We start from the raw sequence: 24,427 nt of genomic DNA, 5'->3' as shown, positions 1-24,427 counted from the left end.
CGCCCGCCATCGGCCTATGGTCAGACCGCCGGTTTGCGCTGGAACTGGCCGGCCGCGCGAAAACGCCAGAGATAGCTGGGCAGGATCGTGCCAAGCGCCTGCGGCTGGATGCCCAGGCCGGCAAGCGTGCGGTTGGCCCTGGCGGCCTCCTCCGACACGACATTGTGCTCGCGCAAATGCAGCACCTGATCCTTGGTCAGCAGCGGGTTGGGCAAGAGGCCCAGGATCGACGCCTGCAGGTTCGCCACCCACCACGGCACCGGAACCAGCAAGCGCTTGCGCTCGATCACCGCGAGCATTTCCTGCATGCTTTCCTTGAAAGTAAGCACCTGCGGGCCGCCAAGCTCGTAAATCTGGCCGCCCTTGACCTTGCCATCGACCGAGCGCGCCACCGCTTCGGCGACGTCGCCGACATAGACCAGCTGGAACTTGGTGTGGCCGCCGCCGATCAGCGGCAGTGCCGGCGAATAACGTGCCATGTTGGCGAAGCGATTGAAGAAATTATCTTCCGGCCCGAAATTGATCGACGGTCGCAGGATGACGGCGTCCTTGACCGTCTCCAGAACAGCCTTTTCACCAAGCGCCTTGGTGCGTGCATAGTTGGATGCGGCTTCCAGGTCCGCGCCCAGCGCCGAAATATGGGTCAGGCCGGCGCCCGCGGCGCGTGCCGCTTCGGCCACCGCGCGAGCGCCGAATTCGTGCACGGCCGTGAATTTCTGTCGGCCGCTCTCATGCAGCACGGCAACCAGGTTGACGACGTGATCGGCGCCCTGCACGGCGCGATCGACAGACCAGCGCACGCGCACATTGGCCTGCACCGGCTGGATCTGGCCGACATTGCCGAGCGGCTGCAAATGGCCGGCGAGATCGGGTCGGCGGCAGGCGACCCTGATGCGATAGCCGCGCTTGGCCAAGGCCCGCACAACGTGGCGGCCGACAAAGCCCGACCCGCCGAAAATGACGACGAGCTTGGGGGTCTGCAGGATTTCGGTCATGGCTGGCTCCGGCGCTCGAAAGCTTGGCTGAAGCCGTTTCATAATCCGTTTCGCGTCAAACGCAAAGGGTGACGCGTCGTCGCTGCCGCCCTGGTTCTCAGAGCAATTCCAGGAAATGTGTGAAGCGGCTTTCCCAGGAAAACAGCTTGGGAATTGCGTCAGGATAAAAGCGCTTCAGAACGCCTTGCCTGACGCAGAAAACCCCGCCGAGGCGGGGTTTTCCGGATGACATCCATGCGAAGCCAGGGGCCGACGGAGCGGCCTGACCTGAGACGGCATCAGGAGGGCGTGAAGCAAGTACGCCCACCCCAGCCCTGGACATCCGACATGGTGCCACCGACCTTCTTGCAGGCCGCGATGAAATCGGCGCTGCAACTGGCGAATTTCGCGTGGCCGTTCTTGCAATAATGGTCCTCGGTGGCGCCGCCGCCCGGCGCTGCGATGACGCCTGGACTGGACGGCTTGACCGGCGCGGCCTTCAGGTTGGCCGCCTGGGTCGCGCCCATGAACGAGCCGAGGAGAAGGACGGCGGTCAGGATGGTGGTCTTGGTGCTGGTCATGATGGTTTCCTTTCATTGAGGTTGGTTTTTCCGGGACGCGAAGGGCATGCCTTGGCGTGGAGCAGGTTTCGATGTGACGTGCTGTTCCCCGGTCTGGATCGGGCAAGCTCATCCTGCCCTGGACAAGCATTGGTCGCCCCGACGCTCGAAAAGGTTCAGACCGCGCGCGAAAAAAACACGCACAGCCGTGCCGCAGGCAGGCGCCGGCGGCTAATGAGCTGAAAAGAAGAAATTATTTCAGGCCGAATAACGCTCGGCGAATTCGGAAATGCGCTGCACCACGGCCTTGGACACGTTGATGCCTCGTGCCTCGGCCTTCTCCGCCGCCTCGGCCCGGGAGCGGCCCGGTATGTGCACGCCGTAGCGCCGGCGCAGCCGGTCGAGCTGATCCTTCATCCGCTGCTCGAAATCCGGATCGAGCAGCTTGGGCTCGACGGCCAGCACGAACAGGCCGGTGCCGGGATTGTCCGGGCCGCCGGTGAACCAGGGCGCATCGAGCGACCAGTTTGCGCCCGACAGACCCGCCGCCAGCACCTCGACCATCAGCGCGATGTTGGCGCCGCGCTGGCCACCGAAGGCGAGCATGGCGCCTTTTATGGCTGCGGCCGGGTCGGTGGTCGGATTGCCGCTGGCGTCGAGCGCCCAGCCTTCGGGGATTGTCTTGCCGTCCTCGGCCGCCTTGCGGATATTGACGAAGGCGGTGGCGCTCGACGATTGGTCGATGACCAGCGGCGGGCCGTCGGCGGCGGGCGCGGCGAAGGACATCGGGTTGGTGCAATAGACCGGCTTGACCGAGCCCGAACCGGCAAGCACGGCGGGACCATTGGTGGCGGCGAAGGAGACCAGCCCCTGCGCTGCCAGCCTTCCGGTAAAGTAGCCGAGGGCGCCGCACGTATAGGCGTTCTTCTGCGAGAAGATGGCGACGCCGAACAGTCTTGCCGCCTTGGCGAGATCGTCCATCGTACGATCGAAGCCGGTATGCGCCAGCCCCGCTTTTGCATCGGAAAGATAGACTGCGAGCGCCGGCCGGGTGATCACCGGCTCGGCATTGCCGTCGATGCGGCCGGCCTCCAGCGCTTCGAGATAGTCTATGAAATGCGACAGCCCGACGGTCGAGAGTCCTTCCGCCTCGGCCGATATGATCGAGGCGGTGAGCGATTGCGCCGCTTCCTCATTGGCGCCCGCACCCAGCGCCGCCATGCGGCACAGCCCGGTTGCCTGTTCGAGACTGAGTTGCATGGCGATTGCCTTTAGTGAGTAGTGAATAGTGAGTAGTCAGCAATGGGTGGTGGCGGCTAGCCGCTTCCTACTCACGAGGTCCTAGCCGATCTTGTTCGGAATCCGCGCCTCGATCCTGCCGAAGGCGAAGACCAGAATGCCGGTGATCGCCATATAGATCAAGGCAAGCAGCAGCAAGGGCTCATAGGTGAGGTAAGTGTCCTGTCTGACCTTCGACGAAACGGCGAAGATGTCGATGACGCTGATGGTCGCCACCAGTGGCGTCGATTTCAGCTGCAGCACGGTTTCCCCGGTCAGCGTCGGCAGCGCCCGGTAGAAGGCCTGCGGCAGCCAGATACGCCGGAAGATCTTCCAGCGGCTCATGCCGAACGCACGTGCGGCTTCGAGCTGCCCCTTCGGCACACCGGCAAAGGCGCCGCGCATCACTTCGCCCTCGTAGCCCGCGAAGGAGAGCGTCAGCGCCAGGACGGCATAAGGCCATGCCTGCCTGAGATAGGGCCACATCCAGGATTCACGGATCCACGGATATTGCGGAAACAACGAACCCAGCCCGTAGTAGAGCAGCCACAGCTGTAACAGCAGCGGCGTTCCCCTGATGACGGTGCAGAAGACCTTCGCCGGCGCCGCGAACCAGATCGGGCCGCCAGCCTGCGCCAATCCGACCGGCACCGCGATCAGGAAGCCCAACAGGCAAGTAACGGCCAGGATCCACAGCGCGCGCCAGATGCCGAGCAAGGCCAGGCCGTAATATTGCGGCAGCCAGTCCCAGCGCATCAAGAAGGCCGCGGACAGCACCAGCCCGAGCGCAATCAGGATCAGCACGATGCGATGCGGTTGCAGCCAGAGCGAGGCGCGGGCCGCGCTGTTGATGATGGCCGCTTCGCTCGCCATTAGCGCGCTTCCTTGATCGACGGCATGCCGCGCCGCGCCCATTTCTCGACGCGACCAAGAACGAGGTTCGAAAACAGCGTCACGGCCAGATAGAGCATGCCGGCCGCGAGGTAGAATATCAGATAGGCCTTGGTGACGCCCGCCGCCTGTCGCGTCGCCAACGTCAATTCGAAGAAGCCGACCACGGCCAGCAGCGCCGTATCCTTGGTGGCGATCAGCCACAGATTGGCGAGACCCGGAATGGCGAAGGGCAGCATTGCCGGCAATGTGATGCGCCGCAAGAGAAGGCCGGGAGACATGCCGTAGGCGCGGGCGGCTTCGATCTGGCCTTGCGGGACGGCAAGGATCGCGCCGCGTATGACCTCGGTCGAGTAGGCGCCCTGGACGAAACCGAGCACCGCGATGCCGGCCACCAGCCCGCTGATGTCGACGCGCTGATAGCCCATGGCGGTCAGCATCTGGTTTATCAGGTCGGTACCGGCGTAGTAGAGGAGCAGGATCAGCACCAGTTCCGGTACCGCGCGCACGATGGTCGTGTAGACCGCCAGCAGGTCGCGCACCACGGGGCCGCCATAAAGCTTGCCATAGGCACCGCCGGTTCCGATCAACAGTCCGACGATCGTGGCGCCGACGGCGATCTCAAGCGAATGCAGCAGCCCGAGCATGAGCGTCCCGCCCCAGCCGACGGGCGCGGGCGACAGGAGTTCGATGATGCCGGCCGCCGAGGCCGGAAGAAATGAATCGATCAGCTTCGCCCCCGGATTGCTGGCTCAATCCGCCGGCGCGAGCGGCCGGCGGCAAGGGTGCGTGGGAAAGGTCGGGCCGGAGGACTTGGCGTCAGCGCCTTGTCTTCCAGCCCATGCGATGGTCGTCAGTTCGACTGCGTGGCATCGCCACGTCAGTTCGACTGCGCGCCATCGCCGCCATATATGTCGAAATCGAAGTATTTCTTCGAGATCTCGTCATACTTGCCGTTGGCGCGGATCGCCTTGATGCCGGCGTTGATCTTTTCCTTCAACTCGGTGTCTTCCTTGCGCACGCCGGCGCCGACGCCCGGTCCGAGCACTTCGTCGTCCGGAGCCACCATGCCCTTCAGGTCGCAGCAGGCCTTGCCCTGGTCGGTCTTGAGAAACTCGCCAAGCGCGATGGAATCGGCCTGCACCGCATCGAGGCGCCCGGCGGCAAGGTCATTGTTGGCCTCGTCCTGCGTCTGGTATTCCTTGATCTCGGATGCCGTGGCGCCGAAATGCTTCTTGGCGTAGACGGCATGCACGGTCGACACCTGGACGCCCAGGATCTTGCCCTTGAGGTCGTCCGGCGCGGAGCCGAATTTCTGGTCCTTCGGTCCGATGATCGCCGTCGGCGTGTTGTAGTACTTATCCGAGAAGTCGATCGTCTTCTTGCGTTCGTCGGTGATCGACATCGAAGAGACGATGAGGTCGATCTTCTTGGTGGTCAGCGCCGGGATGATGCCGTCCCAGGCGACGGGCGTGATGACGCAGTCGAGCTTCTCCTCGGCGCAGACCGCGTCGATGAAGTCGATCTCCCAGCCGACCCATTTGCCCGAAGCATCCGGCGAGGTGAAGGGCGGATAGGGCTCGGCGGCGACGCCGATCTTGACCGGATCGGCCTTGGCCACGCCCATGGCGGCGACGCCGAGCAGCAGCGCTGCGGCGAACGTCTTCAGAACAGTCTTCATTTCACGACTCCCAGTTTGTTGTTGGTTCCCGGTTTTCTTCCGCCCTCGGTTTGCTAGCCGATGTTGCGGATGAATTGCTTGAGCCTTTCGGATCTGGGCGCGCCGAAGATCTGCTCCGGCGGGCCTTCCTCCTCGACCAGTCCATTGTATAGATAGACGACATGCGTCGCGACCTCGCGCGCAAACTTCATCTCGTGGGTGACCAGCACCATGGTGCGGCCTTCGCGCGCCAGGTCGCCGATCACTCTAAGCACCTCGCCGACCAGTTCGGGGTCGAGCGCCGAGGTCGGTTCGTCGAACAGCATGACGCGCGGATTGATCGCCAATGCGCGAGCGATCGCGGCGCGCTGCTGCTGGCCGCCCGACAGGTAGGCCGGATAGACGTCCCGCTTTTCGGCGAGGCCGACGCGGACGAGCAGCTTTTCGGCCTGGGCGATCGCCGCGTCGCGCTTGACGCCCAGCACATGCACGGGAACCTCGATGACGTTCTCGATCAGCGTCATGTGGCTCCACAGATTGAAATTCTGGAACACCATGCCGAGCTTGGAGCGGATGCGTTCGATCTGCCTGCGGTCGGCCGGCACGGTATGGCCGTGGCTGTCGGCCTTCAGCTTGATCTCCTCGCCATTGACGCGAATGATGCCGCTGGTCGGATTCTCCAGGCAGTTGATGCAGCGCAACAGCGTCGATTTGCCTGAGCCCGAACCGCCGATGATGGCGATGACCTCGCCGTCGCGCGCCGAGAGCGAGACGCCCTTCAGCACATGCAGCTCACCGAATTTCTTGTGCAGGTTCTCGACGTGGATGGCTTCGGCGGCGCCGTTTTGCGCCTCACCGGATGGGGCTGCGGCAACTCCCGCCGTGCTCAACGGGTGACCTCCGTGTGGTCGATGGCAGCTCGTCGAACGTCTACCCGGCTAATCAACATACGCTGTACTGCCCCGCTCCAGACTTCAGCATGGACCCAACAGCGCGAGCCCGTCAATCCCGCTCATTACGGCACTTGCGGCCTTGTTGTGCAAGTGTATAAATAGCCTTTCATGAAATTTTCTCGATTTTTTTCAGCTAAGAAGGGCACCGATGAGCGCTTTCGGATCACAGTCCATGGCGGCGACGCTGCGGCGCGTGCTGATGCGGTCGGCTGCCAACGCAATGCGCGACGCCGACAGATCTGCCTGGCACTATGGCCCGGGGTTCAATCCGGCGAAAGCTGCCTCGCAGCACGCGGCCCTTGCTGAGTTGGTGGCGGCTTCCGGCGCTGAAATCGAATGGATCGAAGACAAGGCCGACGGACTTTCGGATTCGGTGTTCACGCACGACCCATCGCTGATGACGAGTCGCGGCGCGCTGATCCTGTCCATGGGTAAGCCATTGCGCGCCAGGGAGCCCTCGCTGCATGAGGAAACCTACACTAGGCTGGGCATTCCGATCCTCGGCCGCGTCGAGGCTCCTGGTCAGGTCGAAGGCGGTGATTGTGTCTGGGTGGACACCCGCACGCTGGCGATCGGGCGCGGTGTCCGCTCCAACCAGGACGGCATCCAGCAGGTTTCCAACCTGCTGACGCCGCTGGGCATTTCCGTCTACGGCTTTGATCTGCCGCTGTGGCAGGGCGAAGAGGCGTGCCTGCATCTGATGTCGGTGATCAGCCCGTTGGCCGACGACCTCGCGCTGGTTTATTCACCGCTTTTGCCGGCCCCGTTCTATCAAATGCTGAAGGCACGCGGCATCCGGCTGGTCGAAGGCGACGCCGGGGAGTTCGCTTCTTCCAACGGCCTCAGCCTTAACGTACTGCCGACCAGCCCGCTCAAGGTCATTGCCGTTGCAGGCTTTCCCAAGACCAAGGCCGCGATGGAGGCCGCCGGCTGCATGGTTGAAGTCTTCGAGGCGGATGCGCTCTGCATCGCCTGCGAAGGCGGGCCGACATGCCTGACGCGGCCGATCCTGCGCCAATGAATGCGCCATCCCGCCGCAAGTTCCGTCGCGAGGGCGAGGAGCGGCGGCGGCAGGATCTGATCGAGGCGACCCTGGACAGCGTGGCCGAACATGGGCTGCAGGGCGCCACCTTGCGCACCATCGCATTGCGTGCCGGCGTCACCGCCGGGCTGATCCGGCACTATTTCCCCGGCAAGGAAGAATTGCTGCAGGAGGCCTACACGGCACTGGTCGGCCGCATGACCGAGCAGGCGAAAGCAGCATTGGTCATGGAAGATGCCTCGCCGCGGCAACGCCTTGCGGCTTTCGTCACCGCCAACCTCAACGCGCCGATCATCGACGCGCGGGTTTTTTCGCTCTGGGCAACCTTCATCGGCCGCGCCGGTGCGGATCCGACCCTGGCCCGTGCCCACCGCGAAGGCTATCTCGGCTTTCGCAACGAGGTGGAGGCGGTTGTGGCCGAAGTGCTCGCCGCCGAACAGTGCAAGCCGGACGCAAGCCAGTTGCGCCACCATGCCATCGCGATCAACGCGATCATCGACGGACTCTGGATCGAAGGCTGCCTGGCCGGCGAGATGTTCTCGCCCGGCGAATTGGCGGCGATCGGGATCAAGGCTGTCGAAGCCGAGCTCGGCCTCGAGCCGGAAAGGGGAGAACACTAATGACGACCATTGGCGAAGCGTTGATTTCACTGCTCGAGTCGCATGGCGTCGACACCGTCTTCGGTATTCCCGGCGTTCATACGGTCGAGCTTTATCGCGGGTTGGCGCGTTCGAAGATCCGCCATGTCACGCCGCGCCACGAGCAGGGCGCGGGCTTCATGGCCGACGGCTATGCGCGCGCCGGCGGCCGGCCGGGCGTGGCCTTCGTCATCACCGGGCCGGGGCTGACCAACACCATCACCGCCATGGGACAGGCGCGTGCCGATTCGGTGCCGATGCTGGTGATCTCGGGCGTCAACGCCACGCCGACGCTGGGCAAGGGCCTGGGCTTCCTGCACGAACTGCCGGACCAGCGCGGCATGATGGAAAAGGTGGCGCTGTTTTCGCAACGCATCACCGAAGCCGGCGAACTGCCCGGCGCGCTCGCCCGTGCCTTCGCACTGTTTTCCTCATCGCGGCCGGGCCCGGTGCATATCGAGATTCCGACCGACGTCATGGTCAAGCCTGCGGATGGGATCGCGGCGGAGCTGAGCAATGCCGCGCCGCCGGCTCCGGCCGCTGCGGCCATCGCCGAGGCGGCCAGCCTTTGTGCGACGGCCAGGCTCCCGCTCATCCTGGCCGGCGGCGGCGCCAAGCGCGCCGAGGATGCGCTGCGGCGCCTGGCCGAAAGGCTGGGCGCGCCGGTCGTCGAGACGACCAATGCGCGCGGCCTGCTCCACCGCCATCCGCTCTGCGTGCCGGCCAGCCCCAGCCTGAAAGCCGTGCGCGCGCTGATGAGCGAGGCCGATCTGGTCATTGCCGCCGGCACCGAGTTCGGCCCGACCGATTATGACGGCTATGGCGATGGCGGATTCGTCCTGCCGGCCAATCTGATCCGCATCGACATCGGCGCCGACCAGCTGGCGCGCCGTCCGGCGACGGTGGCCATCCAGGCCGACTGCGCCGAGGCGATCGAAGCCTTGCTTGCCGCGCTCGGCTCGGCCGACGAGGACAGAGAGGACGGGAAGAACCGCGCCGCGGCGGCGCGAAAGGCGGCTCGCGCCGAACTGACCACCGTCCATGCGGCGCAGGTCCATGCGGTGGAAGCCATCCGCGACGCCTTGCCGGGCGCGATCATCGTCGGCGACTCCACCCAGCCCGTCTACGCTGCCAACCTCTATTACGATCACGACCGGCCGGGCGGCTGGTTCAACGCCGCCACCGGCTTCGGCGCGCTGGGCTACGGCCCGCCGGCGGCGGTGGGCGCGGCGCTCGCCATGCCCGACGCGCCCGTCGTCTGCCTCACCGGCGACGGTGGCTTCCAGTTCACCTTGCCCGAGCTTGGCGCGGCGCTTGATGCCGCGGCACCTGTTATCTTCGTCGTCTGGAATAACAGGGGCTATCGCGAGATCGAGACTTCGATGCTCGACGTCGGCGTGGAACCCGTCGGGGTGTCCCCGGCACCGCCCGATTTCTGCAAATTGGCCGAGGCCTATGGTATCGGCGCCGAACGGCTCACGGATGTCGGCGCCTTGCCGCTCGCGCTGAAGCGCGCCCGGGCAACGGGGCTGCCGCGCGTCATCGAAATCACGGTCGATTGAAACTTCACGCCGGCGTCGATTCTCCTAACTGCATCGTGGTCATTCGCCGGCTTGGCTTTTGCGCGGCATCGATCGCCGCTGCCCGACACATGCAAAGACGCGACGGCTGCCATGTCGAGATATCAATTGAGTGATCGCATGAAAGGCGCGACGCTTCGCGTCGGCGCGGCGAAACAAGCGACATAATCAAAAAAAGACAGGAGCGGTCCAGGATGACGGAAACACTTCAGGGCAGGCATATCGTTGTGACCGGTGGGACCGGTGCGCTCGGCGGCGCGGTCGTAGGCAAGCTGCTGGGCGAGGGCGCGGTCTGCCATGTGCCGAACGCCCATGCCGCGGCACCTTTGCATTTCCCTTTCACCACCCATGAGAACGTCAGGCTGGCGCACAATGTCGACCTCTCGGACTCGGCCAAGGTCGAAGCCTTCTATGCCCAGGTTCCCGCCCTGTGGGGATCGATCCATCTGGCCGGCGGCTTTGCCAAGGCGCCTGTGGAGAAGATCGAATCCGCCTCCTTTGCCGAGATGATGGATACCAATGCCCGCACCGCGTTCCTGTGCAGCCGTGCGGCGGTGCGCTCGATGCTGGCGGCGGGCACCGCCGGCCGCATCGTCAATGTCACGGCTCGCGCCGGGCTCGATCTGCGCCGCGGCTCGGGCATGGTCGCCTATGCCGCCTCCAAAGCGGCGGTCGCGGCGATGACGGTGGCGATGGCGGAAGAACTGAAGCACCAGGGCATCCTGGTCAATGCGGTGGCGCCCTCGACGCTCGACACGCCGGCCAACCGCGCCGACATGCCGGATGCCGATTTCAGCAAATGGGTCAGCCTCGAAGCGGCGGCCGAGGCCATCGCCTACCTTGCCTCGCCCGCCAACCAGGCGATGAGCGGCACGCTGGTACCACTCTACGGCCGCGCATAACGCGCATAGTTAAATTCGAGTTCGGGCTGTGCCCGAGGTTTCGCCAAAGAAAAACCCCGCCGGAGCGATCCGGCGGGGTTTTTGTTTCGGGCCTGTGCGGAAGGGCGATTAGCTGCCCTGCTTCTTCAGCGCGGCGCCCAGGATGTCGCCCAGCGAGGCGCCGGAGTCGGTCGAGCCGTACTGGGCGACCGCTTCCTTCTCCTCGGCGATTTCCAGGGCCTTGATCGAGACCTGCAGCTTGCGGGTCTTCTTGTCGAAGGCGATGACGCGGGCGTCCACCTTCTGGCCGACGGTGAAGCGCTCGGGGCGCTGCTCGTCGCGGTCGCGGGAAAGGTCGGAGCGCTTGATGAAGGTCTCGATGCCGCTTTCCACCAGCCGCACTTCCAGACCGCCATCCTTGACGCCGATGACCTCACAGGTGACGACGGCGTTCTTGCGCAGTTCGCCCGAGGTCGCCGCTTCGCCGACCGTGTCGCGGGCCAGCTGCTTGATGCCGAGCGAGATGCGCTCCTTCTCGATGTCGACGTCGAGCACCTGCGCCTTGACCATGTCGCCGCGATTGTACTCCTCGATCACCTGCTCGCCCGGACGGGTCCAGTCGAGGTCGGAAAGGTGCACCATGCCGTCCACGTCGCCTTCCAGGCCGATGAACAGGCCGAACTCGGTCTTGTTCTTGACCTCGCCCTCGACCTGGCTGCCGACCGGATGGCTGCGCGCGAAGGCCTCCCACGGGTTCTCCAGCGTCTGCTTGAGACCGAGCGAGATGCGGCGCTTGGCCGGATCGACTTCGAGCACCACGACATCGACTTCCTGCGTCGTCGAGAGGATCTTGCCGGGATGCACGTTCTTCTTGGTCCACGACATTTCCGAAACGTGGATAAGGCCCTCGATGCCCGGCTCCAGCTCGACGAACGCGCCGTAGTCGGTGATGTTGGTGACGGTGCCCTTGATCTTCTTGCCGATCGGGAACTTGGTGCCGATCTCCGACCACGGATCGCTCTCGAGCTGCTTCATGCCGAGCGAGATACGGTGCGTTTCCTGGTTGATGCGGATGATCTGCACCTTGACCGTCTGGCCGATGTTGAGGATCTCGGTCGGATGGTTGACGCGACGCCATGCCATGTCGGTGACATGCAGCAGGCCGTCGATGCCGCCGAGGTCGACGAACGCACCGTAGTCGGTGATGTTCTTGACCACGCCTTCGACCACCTGGCCCTCTTCGAGGTTCTGCACGATTTCCGAACGCTGTTCGGCGCGGCTCTCCTCGAGCACGGTGCGGCGCGACACCACGATGTTGCCGCGGCGGCGATCCATCTTGAGGATCTCGAAAGGCTGCGGGTTGTGCATCAGCGGCGAGACATCGCGGATCGGGCGGATGTCGACCTGGCTGCGCGGCAAGAACGCCACGGCGCCGTCGAGGTCGACGGTGAAGCCGCCCTTGACCTGGTTGAAGATGACGCCTTCGACGCGCTCACCCTTGGTGAACTTTTCTTCGAGACGCACCCAGCTCTCTTCGCGGCGAGCCTTCTCGCGCGACAGCATGGCTTCGCCAAGCGCGTTCTCGATGCGCTCGACATAGACTTCGACCGTGTCGCCGACCTTGAGGGTGGATTCCTTGCCCTTAGCACCGAATTCCTTCAGCGGCACGCGGCCTTCGACCTTGAGGCCGACGTCGATGATGGCCATATCCTTTTCGATCGCGGTGATCGTGCCCCGGACAACCTGGCCCTCGCCGGAATGGCCGGCGGTGAATGATTCTTCGAGCATGCTCGCGAAATCGTCGCGAGAGGGATTTGCTACAGACATTGTTTCTCCTGGAATGCCCCGCATCTTTAGCGGGGCGTGCGCCGTGGGTTAGCGTTGCGTTGGCCTGCCGGCGTTCCGGGCAAAGAGCCCTTGGCCGCTTAAGGCGGCAAGTCCGGCGCATGAAGAATGCTGGCAGGCTGGTTCGTGCCCGATATGGGTATTTCCTTCGCCTCCAGCAACGGAAGCACGAGGGAAAACCCGGATCAGGCCTTGTTTCCCTTGGACAGCACGTCGTCGATGACAGCTCTGGCCGCGAGAAACGCGGCTTCTATAGCCATTTCGCTGGTATCAAGCAAGTGCGCGTCGGGGGCAGGTTTCAAGGGCGAGTCGACGCGGCCCATGTCACGCTCGTCGCGGCGCCGGATATCGGCGAGGATTTCGGCGAAATCGGCCGTGCCGCCGATGCTCTCGATCTCTGCCAGCCGCCGTCGCGCCCGCACCTCGGCGCTCGCGGTCACATAGAGTTTGATGTCGGCATCGGGGCACACCACGGTGCCGATGTCGCGACCGTCGAGCACGGCGCCCGGAGGGGATTTGGCAAACTCGCGCTGTTTCTCCACCAGGATGCGCCGCACCGTTGGAAACACCGCGACCTTCGAGGCCGCTTCGCCAACTGCATGAGCCGACAGCACGGCCCGGTCGAGCTTCGCCAGGTCGACTTGGCGCGCTGCCGTCTCTGCCGCCGAGACATTGTCGAGCGGCAAGCCAAGCCGCAGCAAGGCATGGGCGACGGCACGGTAGGTGAGGCCGGTGTCGAGCAGGTTCAGCCGGTAATGATCGGCCAGACGCCGGGCGAGCGTGCCCTTACCGGCTCCGGCGGGACCGTCGATGGCGATGGTGAAGACATGTGTCATTGGCCACTCGCCGCGATTGAAAGGTGCGAAGAATACGGCGAATGCCGCGTTCCTTCGCGCCCCCCTCTGTCCTGCCGGACATCTCCCCCACGAGGGGGGAGATCAGTCGTCGTCGCGGCTTTCGCCAATCGCCGACGGCGCAGGATTGAGCAGAGCGTCAAAGCTGCCAATCTCCCCCCAAGTGGGGGAGATGTCCGGCAGGACAGAGGGGGGCGCTGTCCCGCCAACGTGCCAAGGCTATTGGTTGCCACGACCGTCACTCTATTTCCGCGCCGAGCCCCGTCATCAGGCCCATGAATTCCGGGAAACTCGTCGCGATCATGTTGGCGTCGTCGATCGTCACCGGCTTCTCCGTCGCCAACCCCATCACGAGAAAACTCATGGCGATGCGGTGGTCGAGATGGGTCTGCACGGTCGTGTCCGGGCCATTGGGATGGCCGCCGAGGCCCTTGCCGCCGGGCTTTCCGCGCACCGCGAGCGATGCCTCACCCTCTGTGCAGTCGACGCCGTTGAGCTTCAGTCCATTGGCGACCGCCGACAGCCGGTCGGATTCCTTTACCCTGAGTTCCTCCAGCCCCTGCATCAGCGTCTCGCCCTCGGCGAAGCTGGCGGCAACGGCCAGCACCGGATACTCGTCGATCATCGACGGCGCCCGCTCGGCCGGCACGGTGACGCCCTTGAGTTCGGAATAGCGCACGCGCAGGTCCGCGACGTCCTCGCCGCCGGCATTGCGCGGGTTCAAGATCTCGATCTGACCGCCCATCTCCTGCAAAGTCAAAAGCAGCCCGGTGCGGGTCGGGTTCATCAGCACGTTTTCGATCACGATGTCGGACCCCGGCACGATCAGCGCCGCCACCAGCGGGAAGCCGGCGGAGGAGGGGTCGCCCGGCACCGCGATCGTCTGGCCGGTGAGCTTGCCCTGGCCCTCGATGAAGATATGGCGCACGCCGCGCTCGTCGGTCTCGACCGACAAATTGGCGCCAAATCCTTTCAGCATCTTTTCGGTATGATCGCGCGTCATGACAGGCTCGATGACGGTGGTGATGCCCGGCGTGTTGAGGCCGGCGAGCAGCACCGCCGACTTCACCTGCGCGGACGCCATCGGCACGCGGTAGGTGATCGGGGCGGCATGCTTTGGCCCATGCAGCGTGATCGGCATGCGGTCGCCGGGCGTTGCCTTCAGCACCTGCACGCCCATCTGGCGCAACGGCTCCAGCACGCGGCCCATCGGCCGGCCCGACAGCGAAGCATCGCCGACGAAGGTCGTTTCCATGTCATAGGTGCCGACCAGGCCCATGGTCAGGCGCGAGCCGGTACCGGCATTGCCGAAGTCGAGCGGCCCTTCCGGCTGCAGCAGCGCGCCGTTGCCGGTGCCGCGGATCACCCATTCGTCGCCGCGCTTCTCGATATGCGCGCCCATCGCCTTCATCGCGGCACCGGTGCGCATCACGTCCTCACCTTCGAGCAGGCCGGTGATGCGGGTCTCGCCGGAGGCGAGCCCGCCGAACATGAAGGAGCGGTGCGAGATCGACTTGTCGCCCGGCACGCGCGCCGTACCGGAAAGCGCTTGACATTTGCGGGCGGTGGCCGGCTTGGAAGCGGCGGCGTGAGACATGGAATTTCCCTGGACGGAATGCCGGCGGGCCGGCGCTTTTCATTTGTTGCGGCGGTCTCGTATCACGGTGGGCCGAAATGGTCATCCCCCATGGTCGTCACTTGACGCGAGGCCTTTCAACGCATGGTTTTGTGACGCCGGCTTTTGGCTTTGACAGCGCTGCAAACAGTGGTTAAGGGGACCACTCTTTTATCGACGAGGCTTGCCGTGGCAAAAACCGAACTTGGCACAAAGCGTATCGACCCTGAAACGGGTCGAAAATTCTACGACCTGAACAAGGACCCGATCGTCTCGCCCTATACCGGCAAGACCTATCCGCGTTCCTATTTCGAGGAAGGCAAGATCGCCGCCCTCGAGGAGGAAGAGGAAGTGGCCGAGAAGGAAGTGGACGCCGAGGACGAGGAGGGCGTAGAAGTCGTCTCGCTCGAAGAGGCCGACGAAGACGTCAAGGGCGACGATCTGCCCGATCTCGGCGACGATGAGGATGACGTCGACCTGGGCGACGACGAGGACGATACGTTCCTCGCCGACGAAGAGGAAGAAGACGACGATGTCGCCGACATGATCGGCGTCGGCGACGACGACGACGAGGTCTGACAAGGCCGGGAACGCAAGCGTTTGCCGGCTTTCGCAGCTTGTGAAGAAAAAGCCGCTGATGAAGGCTTGATATTGACGAAGGGTGGGGTTAGAAGCCGCCTGCACTAACGGCGCGGTCTCCAACCCGCGCCGGATCTCTTCGCCGGAAACGGCGCCGGTTGACTGCCGGAAGTGGGGCCATAGCTCAGTTGGGAGAGCGCTTGAATGGCATTCAAGAGGTCGTCGGTTCGATTCCGATTGGCTCCACCAAACAGTCACTTCTCAAATTTCCAGGGTTGTAGAAACCGGATTTAGCTTCGAACATCGCTGTGCGCGGTAGCCTGAAGCGCGCCGCTCGAGTGGTCGACGGGGTCGAATTCGTTCTGGCCGCCCGCTCCAGGGGCGACGTCGCCGCCGAATAGATGGCAAGTGAGGATGAGCCGGTGGCGCGGCGCGGTGCTGGGCTGCCGATTTCGCCGCCGTCGGGCGCGCCGGTGCTTACGCAATATGCGGCCATTGACTAAAACGGTTCCTGTTTTGATTCGCTTTGAACGGGGACCGTCATGAGCAAAGCCCTCACGTCCTTCGCCCTGGTCGCGGTACTGGCAGCGCTGCTCATGGCCTTGAGCCTGGTGGTGGCCAGGCATGGCTACCCCTACGGTGCGATCGGCGTCAGGCGCCTCGACGGCATTGCCGATGCCGGGATGTTCATACCACTCGCCGCCGTCTATTTCTTCAGCGCGCTGCTGATGATGATCCTGCCGATCAGAGCCGCCAGCATCGTGCTCACCCATGCGGCCGATGCCATCTTCTGGACGGTGATCGTGCTTCTTGCCTCCATCGTAGGCTGTCTCGTCGCCAGATGGGCATTCGGCCAGCGCGACGCCCTATGGGCGCTGCTGAACTGGCGGTTCCTGTTTGCGGCGGCCATTGTCGGTTGCCACTTCGTCATGAACGAGCTTCGCCGCAACGTGCTCTTGCGCAGTCTGTTTTTCGTCGTCTTCGCGGCGGCCACGCTGGCCTGCCTGTTCTGGTCGTTCACGCTCTGAAAGCCGTTTCCATCCACATCCAGAGATAGGATGCCAAGCCGCGATCGACATGGATGCGCAGTCGGTCCCGATGGCGGTAGACGATGGCACTGACGCCGGCGAAGGAAAGTGCCGCACTGGGGCTTTCCTGCTTTGGGTCAAGCGTTGATCCGCGCGCGATGAAAGCGTCGATCGCCGAGCCTTCGACCTCGAACACGTGCAGTCCGGCGCTGATCGTCGTAACCGCGAAGCCTTCCGCGTGCCAGCCCGCGGCGATGGCAAGCGGTGTGCTTGACACGACGAGCAGGCGGTCGCGCGCCAGCCGTGCCGCATAGCGGTCACCTTGCGCGCAGCCGAAGGCGCCCACGCCGTTGCCGTCCATGCCGGATATTCGCGCCCAGGCGTCGAGGTTGCCGCTGACCAGCAATTGGTGGAGACCCGGGATCGTGCGCGCTTCGAGACCCGGTGCACCGATGGTTGCCGACTGCCAGTCCGGCGCTGCCGGCCATTTTTGGGCGAGATCACGCATTGAGCCGGTCTCCTGCCGGGTCGAAGGCGCAAGGCGCCGCGATCGTCGCCGTCATCGCCTTGCCGAGATGCAGGATTTCGATTGTTTCGCCGTGGCGGGCCGCGCCGCGCTCGATCAGGCCGAGCGCAACCGGCCGGCCAAGCGCGGGGCTCCGGTAGCTCGAGGTGACAAAGCCCTGGCTGCGCAGCTTGCCGCCACTGCGCTTGATGCCATGCGCGCCGGTCGGCAGCGGCGCTTCGCCGGACGGGACCGTCAGCCCGACCAACTGCATGCGGTCGTCGCGCGAAGCCTCCTCGGTGAGCAGCGAGCGGCGGCCGACGAATTCGGTCTGGCGCTTTGCCCGCGGGCCCCCGACGCCAAGGTCGTGCGGCAGCGTGGTGCCGTCGGTGTCCTTGCCGATCACGATGAACCCTTTCTCGGCGCGCAGGATCATCAGCGCCTCCAGGCCGATGACAACCGCATCGAACGCCTGCCCGGCGTCGCGCAGGCGCGCCCACAGAGGCTCGGCGCGATCGGCGCGGATGGAGATCTCGTAGCTTCTGTCGCCGGTGAAGCTGACGCGGGCGATGCGCACCTCGTCGCCGTCATAGCTGCTCTGGCCGACCGCCATGTGCGGCAGCTCGCCATCGTCGAGCGAAAGGCCGAGATCAATCGTCTCGAGCAGTTTCCGGGCGTTCGGTCCCGAAACGGTCAGGGTCGCCATTTCCGCGGTGGCGTTGTGGATGTAGACGGCGCCGCGTCCAAACCGGTCCTGGCGCCACTCCTCGAGCCGCGCATGCACGGCGGCCACGTGCGAGGACGAGCACGACACGACGAAGCGATGCTCGTCCAGCCGCACCAGCACGCCGTCGTCGAAGACCACGCCGTTCTCGGACAGCATGAAACCGTAGCGGCAGCGGCCCGGCTTCAGCGTCGACATGGTATTGTAATAGATGAAATCGACGAACTCGGCCGCCTTGGGTCCGATCACCTCGATCTTGCCGAGCGTCGAGCCGTCGAACAACGCGACGGACTGGCGGGCGCGGCGGGCCTCGTCCTGGATCGAGCGATCCGCATCGGCGCCGCCGCCACCGCCGTAATGGGCTGGGCGCAGCCAGCCGCCATACTCCTGGAATATGGCGCCGCTGGCACGATGCACGCCCTCCAGCGGCAGCCGCCGCACCGGCGCCATCAGTTCGCCGCTGCGCGCGCCGGCGAAGCTTGCCAGCGGCACCGGCGTGAACGGCGGACGATAGGTTGTGGTGCCGACTTCCGGCACCGTGCGGCCGGTGATCCCGGCCATCAGCGCCAGGCCCGGCAGGTTGGAAGTCTTGCCCTGGTCGGTCGCCATGCCGAGCGTGGTGTAGCGCTTCAGATGTTCGACCGAGACGAAATTTTCGCGCGCCGCCAGTTCTATGTCCTTCACTGTCACGTCGTTCTGGTAATCGATCCAGATGCGTCCCTTCGAACCGGGCGTTGGCCATGCCGCTGTTATGCCGCCGGTCGCCTCGGTTCCGCTGCTGCGCGGCACTGCGGCCTTCGTCGGACCGAGCGACGCGACGGCTTTCTGCGAGCCGGCGAATACCTCCGACAACGAGACCGCGCCTGCGGCAGCTCCGGCCACCGCCATGCCCTCTACCGGATCGCCCGGCAGGAAGGCCGCGCGCGCCTCGCTCCAGGCGAGCTTGCCCTTGGCCTGGCCGAAGAGATGGATGGTCGGCGTCCAGCCGCCCGACACCAGCACGCAATCGGCGTCGAGCCTGGTGCCGTCGTCCAGCGTCACACCCTGGACGCGCAGCTTGCCGGCTGCGGCGGTGAGCGCACGCCCCTCGAGCATCCGCACCTTGCCGAGCGCAGCGGGCATGCCGTCGCGCCTGCTGTCGACAAGCGTCACGTCGGCGCCGGCCTCGGCGGCCGCCTCCGCCACTTCATAGGCGCTGTCATTGTTGGTGGCGACGACGATGCGGCGGCCGGCCAGCACCGCATGGCGCCTGAGATAGCTGAGTGCCGCGTCCGCCGAGAGAATGCCCGGCAGGTCGTTGTTGGCGAATGGCAGGGGCCGCTCGATGGCGCCCGTCGCCAGCACGATCCGGCGCGGCCTGATCCGCCACAGCGTGTCCGGCCGGCCGTCGAAATGGTGTTGGTTGAGCCCGACCAGATTGTGGTCGTAGATGCCGAAGGCGGTGGTCGAAGGCAGGACCAGGTGACCGTCGGCGGAAAGCTCCGCAACGGTCTCTTCGACCCAGACGGCCGCCGGCTTGCCGTCGATCTCGCCGGCGCGGTGGCCAAGCGAGCCGCCGGGTTTTTGCTGGTCGTCGACCAGCATGACGGACTGGCCGGCGCCGGCCGCCAGCCTTGCCGCTGCCAGCCCGGCCGGTCCAGCGCCGATCACCAGCACGTCGCAATGATGGTTGATCTGGTCTGCCGGGCCGGGCGACGTCCAGTCCTTGTCTACCTGACCCAGTCCCGCCATGGCGCGAATGCGTGGCTCGAACATGTGCCAGTCCGGCCACATGAAGGTCTTGTAGTAGAAGGCGGCCGGAATGAAGTGGGAAAAGCGATCGAGGAAGGCGTTGCGGTCGGCCAGCGCATTGGGTGTCGCGTTGACGCTTTTGGCCACCAGCCCGTCGCGCGCCGGCTCGGTCGTCGCGCGTGTGTTCGGCGTCGCCCGCGGACCGCCAATATCCACCAGCGCGTTCGGCTCCTCCACGCCCGCGCCCCAGATGCCGCGCGGCCGGTGGTATTTGAAGCTGCGGCCGACGACCGCGACATCGGCGGCCAGCAGCGCGGAGGCGATGGTGTCGCCGGCGAATCCCTGCACGGTGGCGCCGTCGAAGCTGAAGCGGATCGGGTGCGAGCGGTCGATGGCGCTGCCGCCCGTGCTAAGGCGCGAGGCGGTCACGCCGCGTGCTCCCCGCCCAGGGCAGTCGAAGACAGCACCTTGTGCGTAACCGTGTCACGCGCCATGACGAAGAATTCGCCGCAGTTCATATGCACCCATATCTCGCGCGCCGCGCCTTTTGGGTTGGAGCGCAGATAGAGATAGTTGGCCCAGTGCTCGATCGGCACCTCGGCGCCATCAGGCCTGACATTGCCGGCATCGCCGCCATAGTGGAACTCGGTCTCGTCGCGCGGGCCGCAGAACGGGCAAGGGAAAAGCTGCATGATCGCCTAGTCCTGATCCTTGTCTTTGTGCATGTCAGTGCGCGATGCCGGAGCCGGCCGCTTCGTCGATCAGCCGCCCGCTGGCGAAGCGGCCGAGATCGAAGGGGCGGCTGATGTCGTTGTGCCTGCCCGTTGCCAGCAGGTTTGCCAGCAGCGTGCCGCCGGCGGGGATCGCCTTGAAGCCGCCCGTGCCCCAGCCGCAATTGAGGAACAGATTGGGCAGTGGCGATTCACCGATGATCGGCGAGGAATCCGGCACGACGTCGACGATCCCGGCCCATTGCCGCATCAGCTTCAGCTGGCCGAAGATCGGGAACATTTCCAACAGCCCCGCGATCACTCCCTCCAGCGTCGGCAAATTGCCGCGCTGGGCATAGGAAGGAACGCGGTCGAGCCCGCCGCCGATGACGATCTCGCCCTTGTCGGACTGGCTGACATAGACGCCCGTGCCGGGCGACAGCACCACCGTGTCGAGGATCGGCTTGACCGGTTCGGTTACGCAGGCCTGCAGCGCATAGGAATTGATCGGCAGCCGGAAGCCGGCCCTGGCCGCCACCACCGAGGAATGTCCTGCCACGGCCATGCCGATACGATCGGCGCGGATGGCGCCGCGCGTCGTCTGGACGCCGCGGCAGCGGCCGCCCTCGACGATGAAGTCGGTGATTTCGCAGTTCTGGATGATGTCGACGCCGAGCCGGCTCGCCGCCCGCGCGTAACCCCAGGCGACCGCGTCGTGACGCGCCGTGCCGGCGCGGCCTTGCCAGATGCCGCCGAACACGGGAAAGCGCGCACTGTCTGTGAAATTGTAGATCGGCGCCACCCGGCGCACATCCTGGGGGGAAAACAGCTCCGCATCGATGCCGTTGATCTGCATGGCATTGACGGTGCGTGCCGCGATCTCCATTTCGGCGGTCGAGTGGCACAGGCTGACCATGCCGCGCTGCGACAGCATGACGTTGTAGTTGAGGTCTTTCGACAGCCCTTCATAGAGCCGGTGCGCCAGCCCATAGATCTCGACACTCTGCGGATAATAGTAGTTGGAGCGCACCACGGTCGTGTTGCGGCCGGTGTTGCCGCCGCCGATCCACCCTTTTTCCAAAACCGCTACTCTGGCGATGTCGTGATTCTTTGCCAGGTAATAGGCCGTCGCCAGCCCGTGGCCGCCGCCGCCAATGACGATCGCGTCGTAGGACGCCTTCGGCTCGGGCGAGCGCCAGGCCGGCTGCCAGCCGGTCTGGCCGGCGAGGCCTTCCTTCAAGAGCGACAAGGCGGAATAGAGTCTGGTCATGGCGTGCCGGAAGAGGTTGGTTCAATGCATTGAGGCGTAACGCCATTGTACATATATGTCTAGTTCGTGCCGTGGTGTGAAAGCGGCGGCTATTGCTGGCGGCTGCGCGAAAGCGTTTCCTCGACATAGCGCGAAAAATCCTCGACATCCTGCGCCGTGGGCTCCTGGCCGGTGAAGCTGCGCAGATAGGACGCGACATGCGGCAGGCGGCTGCTCATCGGTTCGTTGAGCTCGAGCGAGTAATAGCCGATCTGCATGAAGTAGAGCACGCGGGCGCGCACGAAGGCGTCTTCCTCGTCATAGCCGTGGCGCCTGAACATGTCGCGGATGGCGTCGACGCGCTCCTCGTCGGCCTCGTCGAGAGCCCGCCTGATGGCGGGCGAACGCCGGGCCCACGCCCTGATCGCGAAATCCAGCTGCGGATCGAACAGCTTCTCGTCCACCCAGCACTCGAAGATGCTCATCACCCCGCGGATGACGGTCGCGGAAGGCCGCGCTGCGCGTTCGACGATGAACCTTGTATTGGTCTGCCGCCAATAATCCAGCAATTGGTCGAGCAGGTCCTGGCGGCTCTTGAAGTACCAATAGAAGCTGGAACGCGACACATCGAGCTTCTGGCCGAGCGTCTGCACACGGACGCGTTCGACGCCGTCCGAAATCAGCGTTTCAAGCGCAAGCTTGAGCCAGTCTTCCCGGGTGACCTTGATGTTGCCGGTGGCGCCGGCGCGCTGGGTTGTCGTGTCGGTGGCTTCCATCGCCACGACGCATGACACGCCGCCCCCGGCAAATCAAGACTATGGACATATATGTACAGACCCGTTCGCGGTGATTGGAACGATGTGTCGCCAAAGCTGTTGGGTCGAGGGCGATGCGGCGCGGGCAGCATGTCGCGCGGGGCCGCGAAGCGAGAAACTTTGTCGCGGTCGCCCACGCAGAGCGTGCTTTCCCGCAGCGCAATTGTCTGGCAAATACAAATCAGCAGATGCCGCCTCGCGGCGAACCAGCAGGAAAGACACGATATGGCACCGCTTCGACAGAACCTCATCGACGGCGAGTGGGTCGGCGATGCCGGCTCCCGCAACATCAACCCGTCCGATACCGGCGACATCGTCGGCGAATACGCTTCCGCGGGTGTCGAACAGGCGGGACAGGCGATCGCCGCGGCCAAGGCGGCGTTTCCCGCCTGGTCGCGCTCGGGTCTGCTGGCCCGCCACGCGGTGTTGAAAAAGACGTCGGACGAGATCCTGGCGCGCAAGGACGAGATCGGCCGCAACCTGGCGCGCGAGGAAGGCAAGACGCTGGCCGAAGGCATTGGCGAGACCATTCGCGCCGCCCAGATCTTCGATTTCTTCGCCGGTGAGACACTGCGCCTCTCGGGCGAAGTCGTGCCAAGCGTGCGGCCGGGCGTCGGTGTCGAGATCACGCGCGAAGCGGTCGGCGTCGTCGGCATCATCACGCCGTGGAACTTCCCGATCGCCATTCCCGCCTGGAAGATCGCTCCGGCGCTTGCCCATGGCAACACCATCGTCTTCAAGCCGGCGGACCTCGTTCCTGAGAGCGCCTGGACCATCGTCGACATATTGCACCGCGCCGGCCTGCCTAAGGGCGTGCTCAACCTCGTCATGGGCAAGGGCTCGGTGGTCGGCCAGGCGATGCTGGACAGCCCGGACATCAACGCCATCACCTTCACCGGCTCGGTCGGCACGGGAAAACGCGTCGCCGCGGCGAGCGTCGAGCACATGCGCAAGTTCCAGCTCGAAATGGGCGGCAAGAATCCGCTGGTGGTGCTCGACGATGCCGATCTCGCTACATCAGTCGATTGCGCGATCAACGGCGCTTTCTTCTCGACCGGCCAGCGCTGCACTGCTTCGTCCCGGCTCATCGTCACGGACGGCATTCATGACCGTTTCGTCGAAGCGCTCAAGGAACGGATGGACAAACTGGTCATCGGCGATGCGCTCGACGCGCAGACCCAGATCGGTCCCGTCGTCGATGCGACGCAGCTCAAGCAGGACGAAGACTATATCGCCATCGGCGTCAGGGAAGGCGCGACGCTCGCCTTCGGCGGCGAGCGGCTCGACCGCAAGACGCCGGGCTTCTTTCTGCGGCCGGCGCTGCTGACCGACGCCACCAACGCCATGCGCAGCTCGCGCGAGGAGATTTTCGGGCCCGTCGCCAGCGTCATCCGCGTCAAGGACTATGATGAGGCGCTCGCCGTCGCCAACGATACGCCATTCGGGCTGACGTCCGGCATCTGCACGTCGAGCCTCAAGCACGCCACGCATTTCAAGCGCAATTCGGAGGCCGGCATGGTGATGGTCAACCTGCCGACGGCGGGCGTCGATTTCCATGTTCCCTTCGGTGGCCGCAAGGGCTCGAGCTACGGTCCGCGCGAACAGGGCCGTTATGCCATGGAATTCTACACCACCGTGAAGACCGCCTACACATTCGCAGGCTGATCGGGGCGCCGGCCGACCGGGCCGGTGAAGCCTTCGCATGCACCAAGAGACGAGGCGATGACAGTTCAAGACGAGGATCTGACCTGGCTCAATCCGCCGCCGCATCATTCCGTCGATGGCGATGCGGTTCATGTGCGCACCGGCAAGGAGACGGATTTCTGGCGCGAGACCTTTTATGATTTCTGGCGCGACAACGGCCATTTCCTCTACAAGCGGGTGGAAGGCGATTTCACCGCGGAAGTCACCGTCAACGGGCGCTATGAGGTGCTCTACGACCAGGCGGGCCTGATGCTCCGCCTCAGCGAAACGCATTGGATCAAGGCCGGCATCGAATATACAGACGGCGTGATGTATTTCTCGGTCGTCGTCACCAACGATGCCTCGGACTGGTCGTTGGCCACCATTCCGGCCGGTCCGGATGGCGTTGCGATCCGGCTGACCCGCCACGCCGAGACCATCCGCGTCCAGTATCTGGATGTCTCCGACGGTCATTGGAAGCCGGTGCGGCTCGCCTACTTCCCGGTCTCGAAGGCGGTCGATGTCGGCATGATGTGCTGTTCGCCGCAGCGCGAGGGCTTCGAGGTCACATTCACCGGCTTTTCGGTCGGCCCGCCGATTTCGCGGGACCTGCACGGCTGAAGCCCGCGCCA

23 protein-coding genes and 1 tRNA gene are annotated in these 24,427 nt (G+C 64.8%); 9 read left to right on the top strand and 15 right to left on the bottom strand.

Translation table 11 applies throughout. The annotated features are described in order from the left end of the window. Positions 1–20 precede the first annotated feature (20 nt). The 7 genes from FJ964_RS10465 to FJ964_RS10435 form a co-directional block, all read right to left on the bottom strand. Positions 21–995 (bottom strand): complex I NDUFA9 subunit family protein, encoded by a 975-nt coding sequence (locus FJ964_RS10465; RefSeq protein WP_140550313.1) that lies wholly within the window; start codon positions 993–995, stop codon positions 21–23. A gap of 278 nt (positions 996–1,273) precedes the next feature. Continuing rightward, a complete protein-coding gene (locus FJ964_RS10460) occupies positions 1,274–1,555 on the bottom strand; it encodes a hypothetical protein (protein ID WP_140512869.1) in 282 nt (93 codons plus the stop codon). A gap of 237 nt (positions 1,556–1,792) precedes the next feature. Then, the gene (locus FJ964_RS10455; RefSeq protein WP_140550312.1) at positions 1,793–2,794 is read right to left on the bottom strand and encodes an Ldh family oxidoreductase; all 1,002 of its coding nucleotides are present in this window, start codon (positions 2,792–2,794) and stop codon (positions 1,793–1,795) included. A gap of 81 nt (positions 2,795–2,875) precedes the next feature. Next, positions 2,876–3,685 carry an ABC transporter permease gene (locus FJ964_RS10450; protein ID WP_140550311.1) on the bottom strand — a complete coding sequence of 270 codons (810 nt, stop codon included), beginning with the start codon at positions 3,683–3,685 and terminating at the stop codon, positions 2,876–2,878. Beyond that, on the bottom strand, positions 3,685–4,350 hold the full coding sequence (locus FJ964_RS10445) for an ABC transporter permease (protein WP_140497260.1): 666 nt from the start codon (positions 4,348–4,350) through the stop codon (positions 3,685–3,687). The genes FJ964_RS10450 and FJ964_RS10445 overlap by 1 nt, the downstream gene beginning before the upstream one ends. Positions 4,351–4,583: 233 nt before the next feature. After that, on the bottom strand, positions 4,584–5,384 hold the full coding sequence (locus tag FJ964_RS10440; RefSeq protein WP_140550310.1) for a transporter substrate-binding domain-containing protein: 801 nt from the start codon (positions 5,382–5,384) through the stop codon (positions 4,584–4,586). 53 nt (positions 5,385–5,437) lie between these two features. Beyond that, positions 5,438–6,253: an ABC transporter ATP-binding protein gene (locus tag FJ964_RS10435; protein ID WP_140497256.1), complete on the bottom strand. Its 816-nt coding sequence runs from the start codon at positions 6,251–6,253 to the stop codon at positions 5,438–5,440. A 211-nt stretch (positions 6,254–6,464) separates the two neighbouring features. Here FJ964_RS10435 and FJ964_RS10430 point away from each other — a divergent pair, with 211 nt between their 5' ends. The 4 genes from FJ964_RS10430 (at position 6,465) to FJ964_RS10415 (ending at position 10,478) form a co-directional block, all read left to right on the top strand. Continuing rightward, on the top strand, positions 6,465–7,337 hold the full coding sequence (locus FJ964_RS10430) for a dimethylarginine dimethylaminohydrolase family protein (protein ID WP_140550309.1): 873 nt from the start codon (positions 6,465–6,467) through the stop codon (positions 7,335–7,337). Continuing rightward, positions 7,307–7,978, top strand: coding sequence for a TetR family transcriptional regulator C-terminal domain-containing protein (locus FJ964_RS10425; protein ID WP_140497252.1), 672 nt, complete (start codon positions 7,307–7,309; stop codon positions 7,976–7,978). Before FJ964_RS10430 ends, FJ964_RS10425 begins: the two co-directional genes overlap by 31 nt. Then, positions 7,978–9,558 (top strand): 5-guanidino-2-oxopentanoate decarboxylase, encoded by a 1,581-nt coding sequence (locus FJ964_RS10420; protein ID WP_140550308.1) that lies wholly within the window; start codon positions 7,978–7,980, stop codon positions 9,556–9,558. Before FJ964_RS10425 ends, FJ964_RS10420 begins: the two co-directional genes overlap by 1 nt. Before the next feature lie 212 nt (positions 9,559–9,770). Continuing rightward, complete coding sequence (locus tag FJ964_RS10415; protein WP_140550307.1) at positions 9,771–10,478, top strand: SDR family NAD(P)-dependent oxidoreductase; 708 nt, start codon at positions 9,771–9,773, stop codon at positions 10,476–10,478. A gap of 108 nt (positions 10,479–10,586) precedes the next feature. On the opposite strand, the gene rpsA is transcribed toward FJ964_RS10415, so the two are convergent. The 3 genes from rpsA to aroA form a co-directional block, all read right to left on the bottom strand. Continuing rightward, positions 10,587–12,284 (bottom strand): 30S ribosomal protein S1, encoded by a 1,698-nt coding sequence (gene rpsA, locus FJ964_RS10410; RefSeq protein ID WP_140497246.1) that lies wholly within the window; start codon positions 12,282–12,284, stop codon positions 10,587–10,589. A 203-nt stretch (positions 12,285–12,487) separates the two neighbouring features. After that, the gene (gene cmk / locus FJ964_RS10405) at positions 12,488–13,138 is read right to left on the bottom strand and encodes a (d)CMP kinase (RefSeq protein ID WP_140550306.1); all 651 of its coding nucleotides are present in this window, start codon (positions 13,136–13,138) and stop codon (positions 12,488–12,490) included. Positions 13,139–13,394: 256 nt separating this feature from the next. Then, positions 13,395–14,753, bottom strand: a complete 1,359-nt coding sequence (gene aroA / locus FJ964_RS10395) for a 3-phosphoshikimate 1-carboxyvinyltransferase (protein WP_140550305.1) — start codon at positions 14,751–14,753, stop codon at positions 13,395–13,397. Between the two features lie 207 nt (positions 14,754–14,960). On the opposite strand from aroA, the gene FJ964_RS10390 reads away from it, so the two are divergent. The 3 genes from FJ964_RS10390 (at position 14,961) to FJ964_RS10380 (ending at position 16,378) form a co-directional block, all read left to right on the top strand. Continuing rightward, positions 14,961–15,350: a TIGR02300 family protein gene (locus FJ964_RS10390; protein ID WP_140497238.1), complete on the top strand. Its 390-nt coding sequence runs from the start codon at positions 14,961–14,963 to the stop codon at positions 15,348–15,350. Positions 15,351–15,523: 173 nt separating this feature from the next. Further along, positions 15,524–15,599 (top strand) — tRNA-Ala (locus tag FJ964_RS10385). 293 nt (positions 15,600–15,892) lie between these two features. After that, positions 15,893–16,378, top strand: a complete 486-nt coding sequence (locus FJ964_RS10380) for a hypothetical protein (protein ID WP_140550304.1) — start codon at positions 15,893–15,895, stop codon at positions 16,376–16,378. Here the strand turns inward: FJ964_RS10380 and FJ964_RS10375 are convergent. The 5 genes from FJ964_RS10375 to FJ964_RS10355 all read right to left on the bottom strand — a co-directional run bounded on the left by FJ964_RS10375 (position 16,368) and on the right by FJ964_RS10355 (position 22,073). Then, positions 16,368–16,886, bottom strand: a complete 519-nt coding sequence (locus FJ964_RS10375) for a hypothetical protein (RefSeq protein WP_140550303.1) — start codon at positions 16,884–16,886, stop codon at positions 16,368–16,370. The two genes, FJ964_RS10380 and FJ964_RS10375, sit on opposite strands and share 11 nt — an antisense overlap. Beyond that, complete coding sequence (locus FJ964_RS10370; RefSeq protein WP_140550302.1) at positions 16,879–19,767, bottom strand: sarcosine oxidase subunit alpha family protein; 2,889 nt, start codon at positions 19,765–19,767, stop codon at positions 16,879–16,881. The genes FJ964_RS10375 and FJ964_RS10370 overlap by 8 nt, the downstream gene beginning before the upstream one ends. Beyond that, on the bottom strand, positions 19,764–20,030 hold the full coding sequence (locus FJ964_RS10365) for a sarcosine oxidase subunit delta (protein ID WP_140550301.1): 267 nt from the start codon (positions 20,028–20,030) through the stop codon (positions 19,764–19,766). The genes FJ964_RS10370 and FJ964_RS10365 overlap by 4 nt, the downstream gene beginning before the upstream one ends. A gap of 34 nt (positions 20,031–20,064) precedes the next feature. Next, the gene (locus FJ964_RS10360) at positions 20,065–21,318 is read right to left on the bottom strand and encodes a sarcosine oxidase subunit beta family protein (protein ID WP_140550300.1); all 1,254 of its coding nucleotides are present in this window, start codon (positions 21,316–21,318) and stop codon (positions 20,065–20,067) included. 89 nt (positions 21,319–21,407) lie between these two features. After that, positions 21,408–22,073: a TetR/AcrR family transcriptional regulator gene (locus FJ964_RS10355; RefSeq protein ID WP_181172426.1), complete on the bottom strand. Its 666-nt coding sequence runs from the start codon at positions 22,071–22,073 to the stop codon at positions 21,408–21,410. A 264-nt stretch (positions 22,074–22,337) separates the two neighbouring features. On the opposite strand from FJ964_RS10355, the gene FJ964_RS10350 reads away from it, so the two are divergent. Together FJ964_RS10350 and FJ964_RS10345 are read left to right on the top strand one after the other, a co-directional pair. Next, a complete protein-coding gene (locus tag FJ964_RS10350; protein ID WP_140550298.1) occupies positions 22,338–23,777 on the top strand; it encodes an aldehyde dehydrogenase family protein in 1,440 nt (479 codons plus the stop codon). Between the two features lie 57 nt (positions 23,778–23,834). Continuing rightward, positions 23,835–24,416 (top strand): DUF1349 domain-containing protein, encoded by a 582-nt coding sequence (locus FJ964_RS10345; protein ID WP_140550297.1) that lies wholly within the window; start codon positions 23,835–23,837, stop codon positions 24,414–24,416. Positions 24,417–24,427: the final 11 nt, after the last annotated feature.

Source organism: Mesorhizobium sp. B2-3-2 (genome assembly GCF_006442295.1).
Classification (GTDB): domain Bacteria; phylum Pseudomonadota; class Alphaproteobacteria; order Rhizobiales; family Rhizobiaceae; genus Mesorhizobium.
The sequence above is the reverse complement of the archived record's forward strand: the minus strand, read 5'-3'. Positions and strand labels throughout refer to the sequence as shown.

What these genes read in the sequence shown, in the direction of transcription:
- FJ964_RS10345 (WP_140550297.1), top strand. Translation starts at nt 23,835, where the DNA reads ATGACAGTTCAAGACGAGGATCTGACCTGGCTCAATCCGCCGCCGCAT.
- cmk (WP_140550306.1), bottom strand. Translation starts at nt 13,138, where the DNA reads ATGACACATGTCTTCACCATCGCCATCGACGGTCCCGCCGGAGCCGGT.
- FJ964_RS10355 (WP_181172426.1), bottom strand. Translation starts at nt 22,073, where the DNA reads ATGGAAGCCACCGACACGACAACCCAGCGCGCCGGCGCCACCGGCAAC.
- aroA (WP_140550305.1), bottom strand. Translation starts at nt 14,753, where the DNA reads ATGTCTCACGCCGCCGCTTCCAAGCCGGCCACCGCCCGCAAATGTCAA.
- FJ964_RS10415 (WP_140550307.1), top strand. Translation starts at nt 9,771, where the DNA reads ATGACGGAAACACTTCAGGGCAGGCATATCGTTGTGACCGGTGGGACC.
- FJ964_RS10420 (WP_140550308.1), top strand. Translation starts at nt 7,978, where the DNA reads ATGACGACCATTGGCGAAGCGTTGATTTCACTGCTCGAGTCGCATGGC.
- FJ964_RS10375 (WP_140550303.1), bottom strand. Translation starts at nt 16,886, where the DNA reads ATGCGTGATCTCGCCCAAAAATGGCCGGCAGCGCCGGACTGGCAGTCG.
- FJ964_RS10360 (WP_140550300.1), bottom strand. Translation starts at nt 21,318, where the DNA reads ATGACCAGACTCTATTCCGCCTTGTCGCTCTTGAAGGAAGGCCTCGCC.
- FJ964_RS10450 (WP_140550311.1), bottom strand. Translation starts at nt 3,685, where the DNA reads ATGGCGAGCGAAGCGGCCATCATCAACAGCGCGGCCCGCGCCTCGCTC.
- FJ964_RS10380 (WP_140550304.1), top strand. Translation starts at nt 15,893, where the DNA reads ATGAGCAAAGCCCTCACGTCCTTCGCCCTGGTCGCGGTACTGGCAGCG.
- FJ964_RS10425 (WP_140497252.1), top strand. Translation starts at nt 7,307, where the DNA reads ATGCCTGACGCGGCCGATCCTGCGCCAATGAATGCGCCATCCCGCCGC.
- FJ964_RS10365 (WP_140550301.1), bottom strand. Translation starts at nt 20,030, where the DNA reads ATGCAGCTTTTCCCTTGCCCGTTCTGCGGCCCGCGCGACGAGACCGAG.
- FJ964_RS10445 (WP_140497260.1), bottom strand. Translation starts at nt 4,350, where the DNA reads ATGCTCGGGCTGCTGCATTCGCTTGAGATCGCCGTCGGCGCCACGATC.
- FJ964_RS10440 (WP_140550310.1), bottom strand. Translation starts at nt 5,384, where the DNA reads ATGAAGACTGTTCTGAAGACGTTCGCCGCAGCGCTGCTGCTCGGCGTC.
- FJ964_RS10465 (WP_140550313.1), bottom strand. Translation starts at nt 995, where the DNA reads ATGACCGAAATCCTGCAGACCCCCAAGCTCGTCGTCATTTTCGGCGGG.
- FJ964_RS10350 (WP_140550298.1), top strand. Translation starts at nt 22,338, where the DNA reads ATGGCACCGCTTCGACAGAACCTCATCGACGGCGAGTGGGTCGGCGAT.
- FJ964_RS10430 (WP_140550309.1), top strand. Translation starts at nt 6,465, where the DNA reads ATGAGCGCTTTCGGATCACAGTCCATGGCGGCGACGCTGCGGCGCGTG.
- FJ964_RS10455 (WP_140550312.1), bottom strand. Translation starts at nt 2,794, where the DNA reads ATGCAACTCAGTCTCGAACAGGCAACCGGGCTGTGCCGCATGGCGGCG.
- rpsA (WP_140497246.1), bottom strand. Translation starts at nt 12,284, where the DNA reads ATGTCTGTAGCAAATCCCTCTCGCGACGATTTCGCGAGCATGCTCGAA.
- FJ964_RS10460 (WP_140512869.1), bottom strand. Translation starts at nt 1,555, where the DNA reads ATGACCAGCACCAAGACCACCATCCTGACCGCCGTCCTTCTCCTCGGC.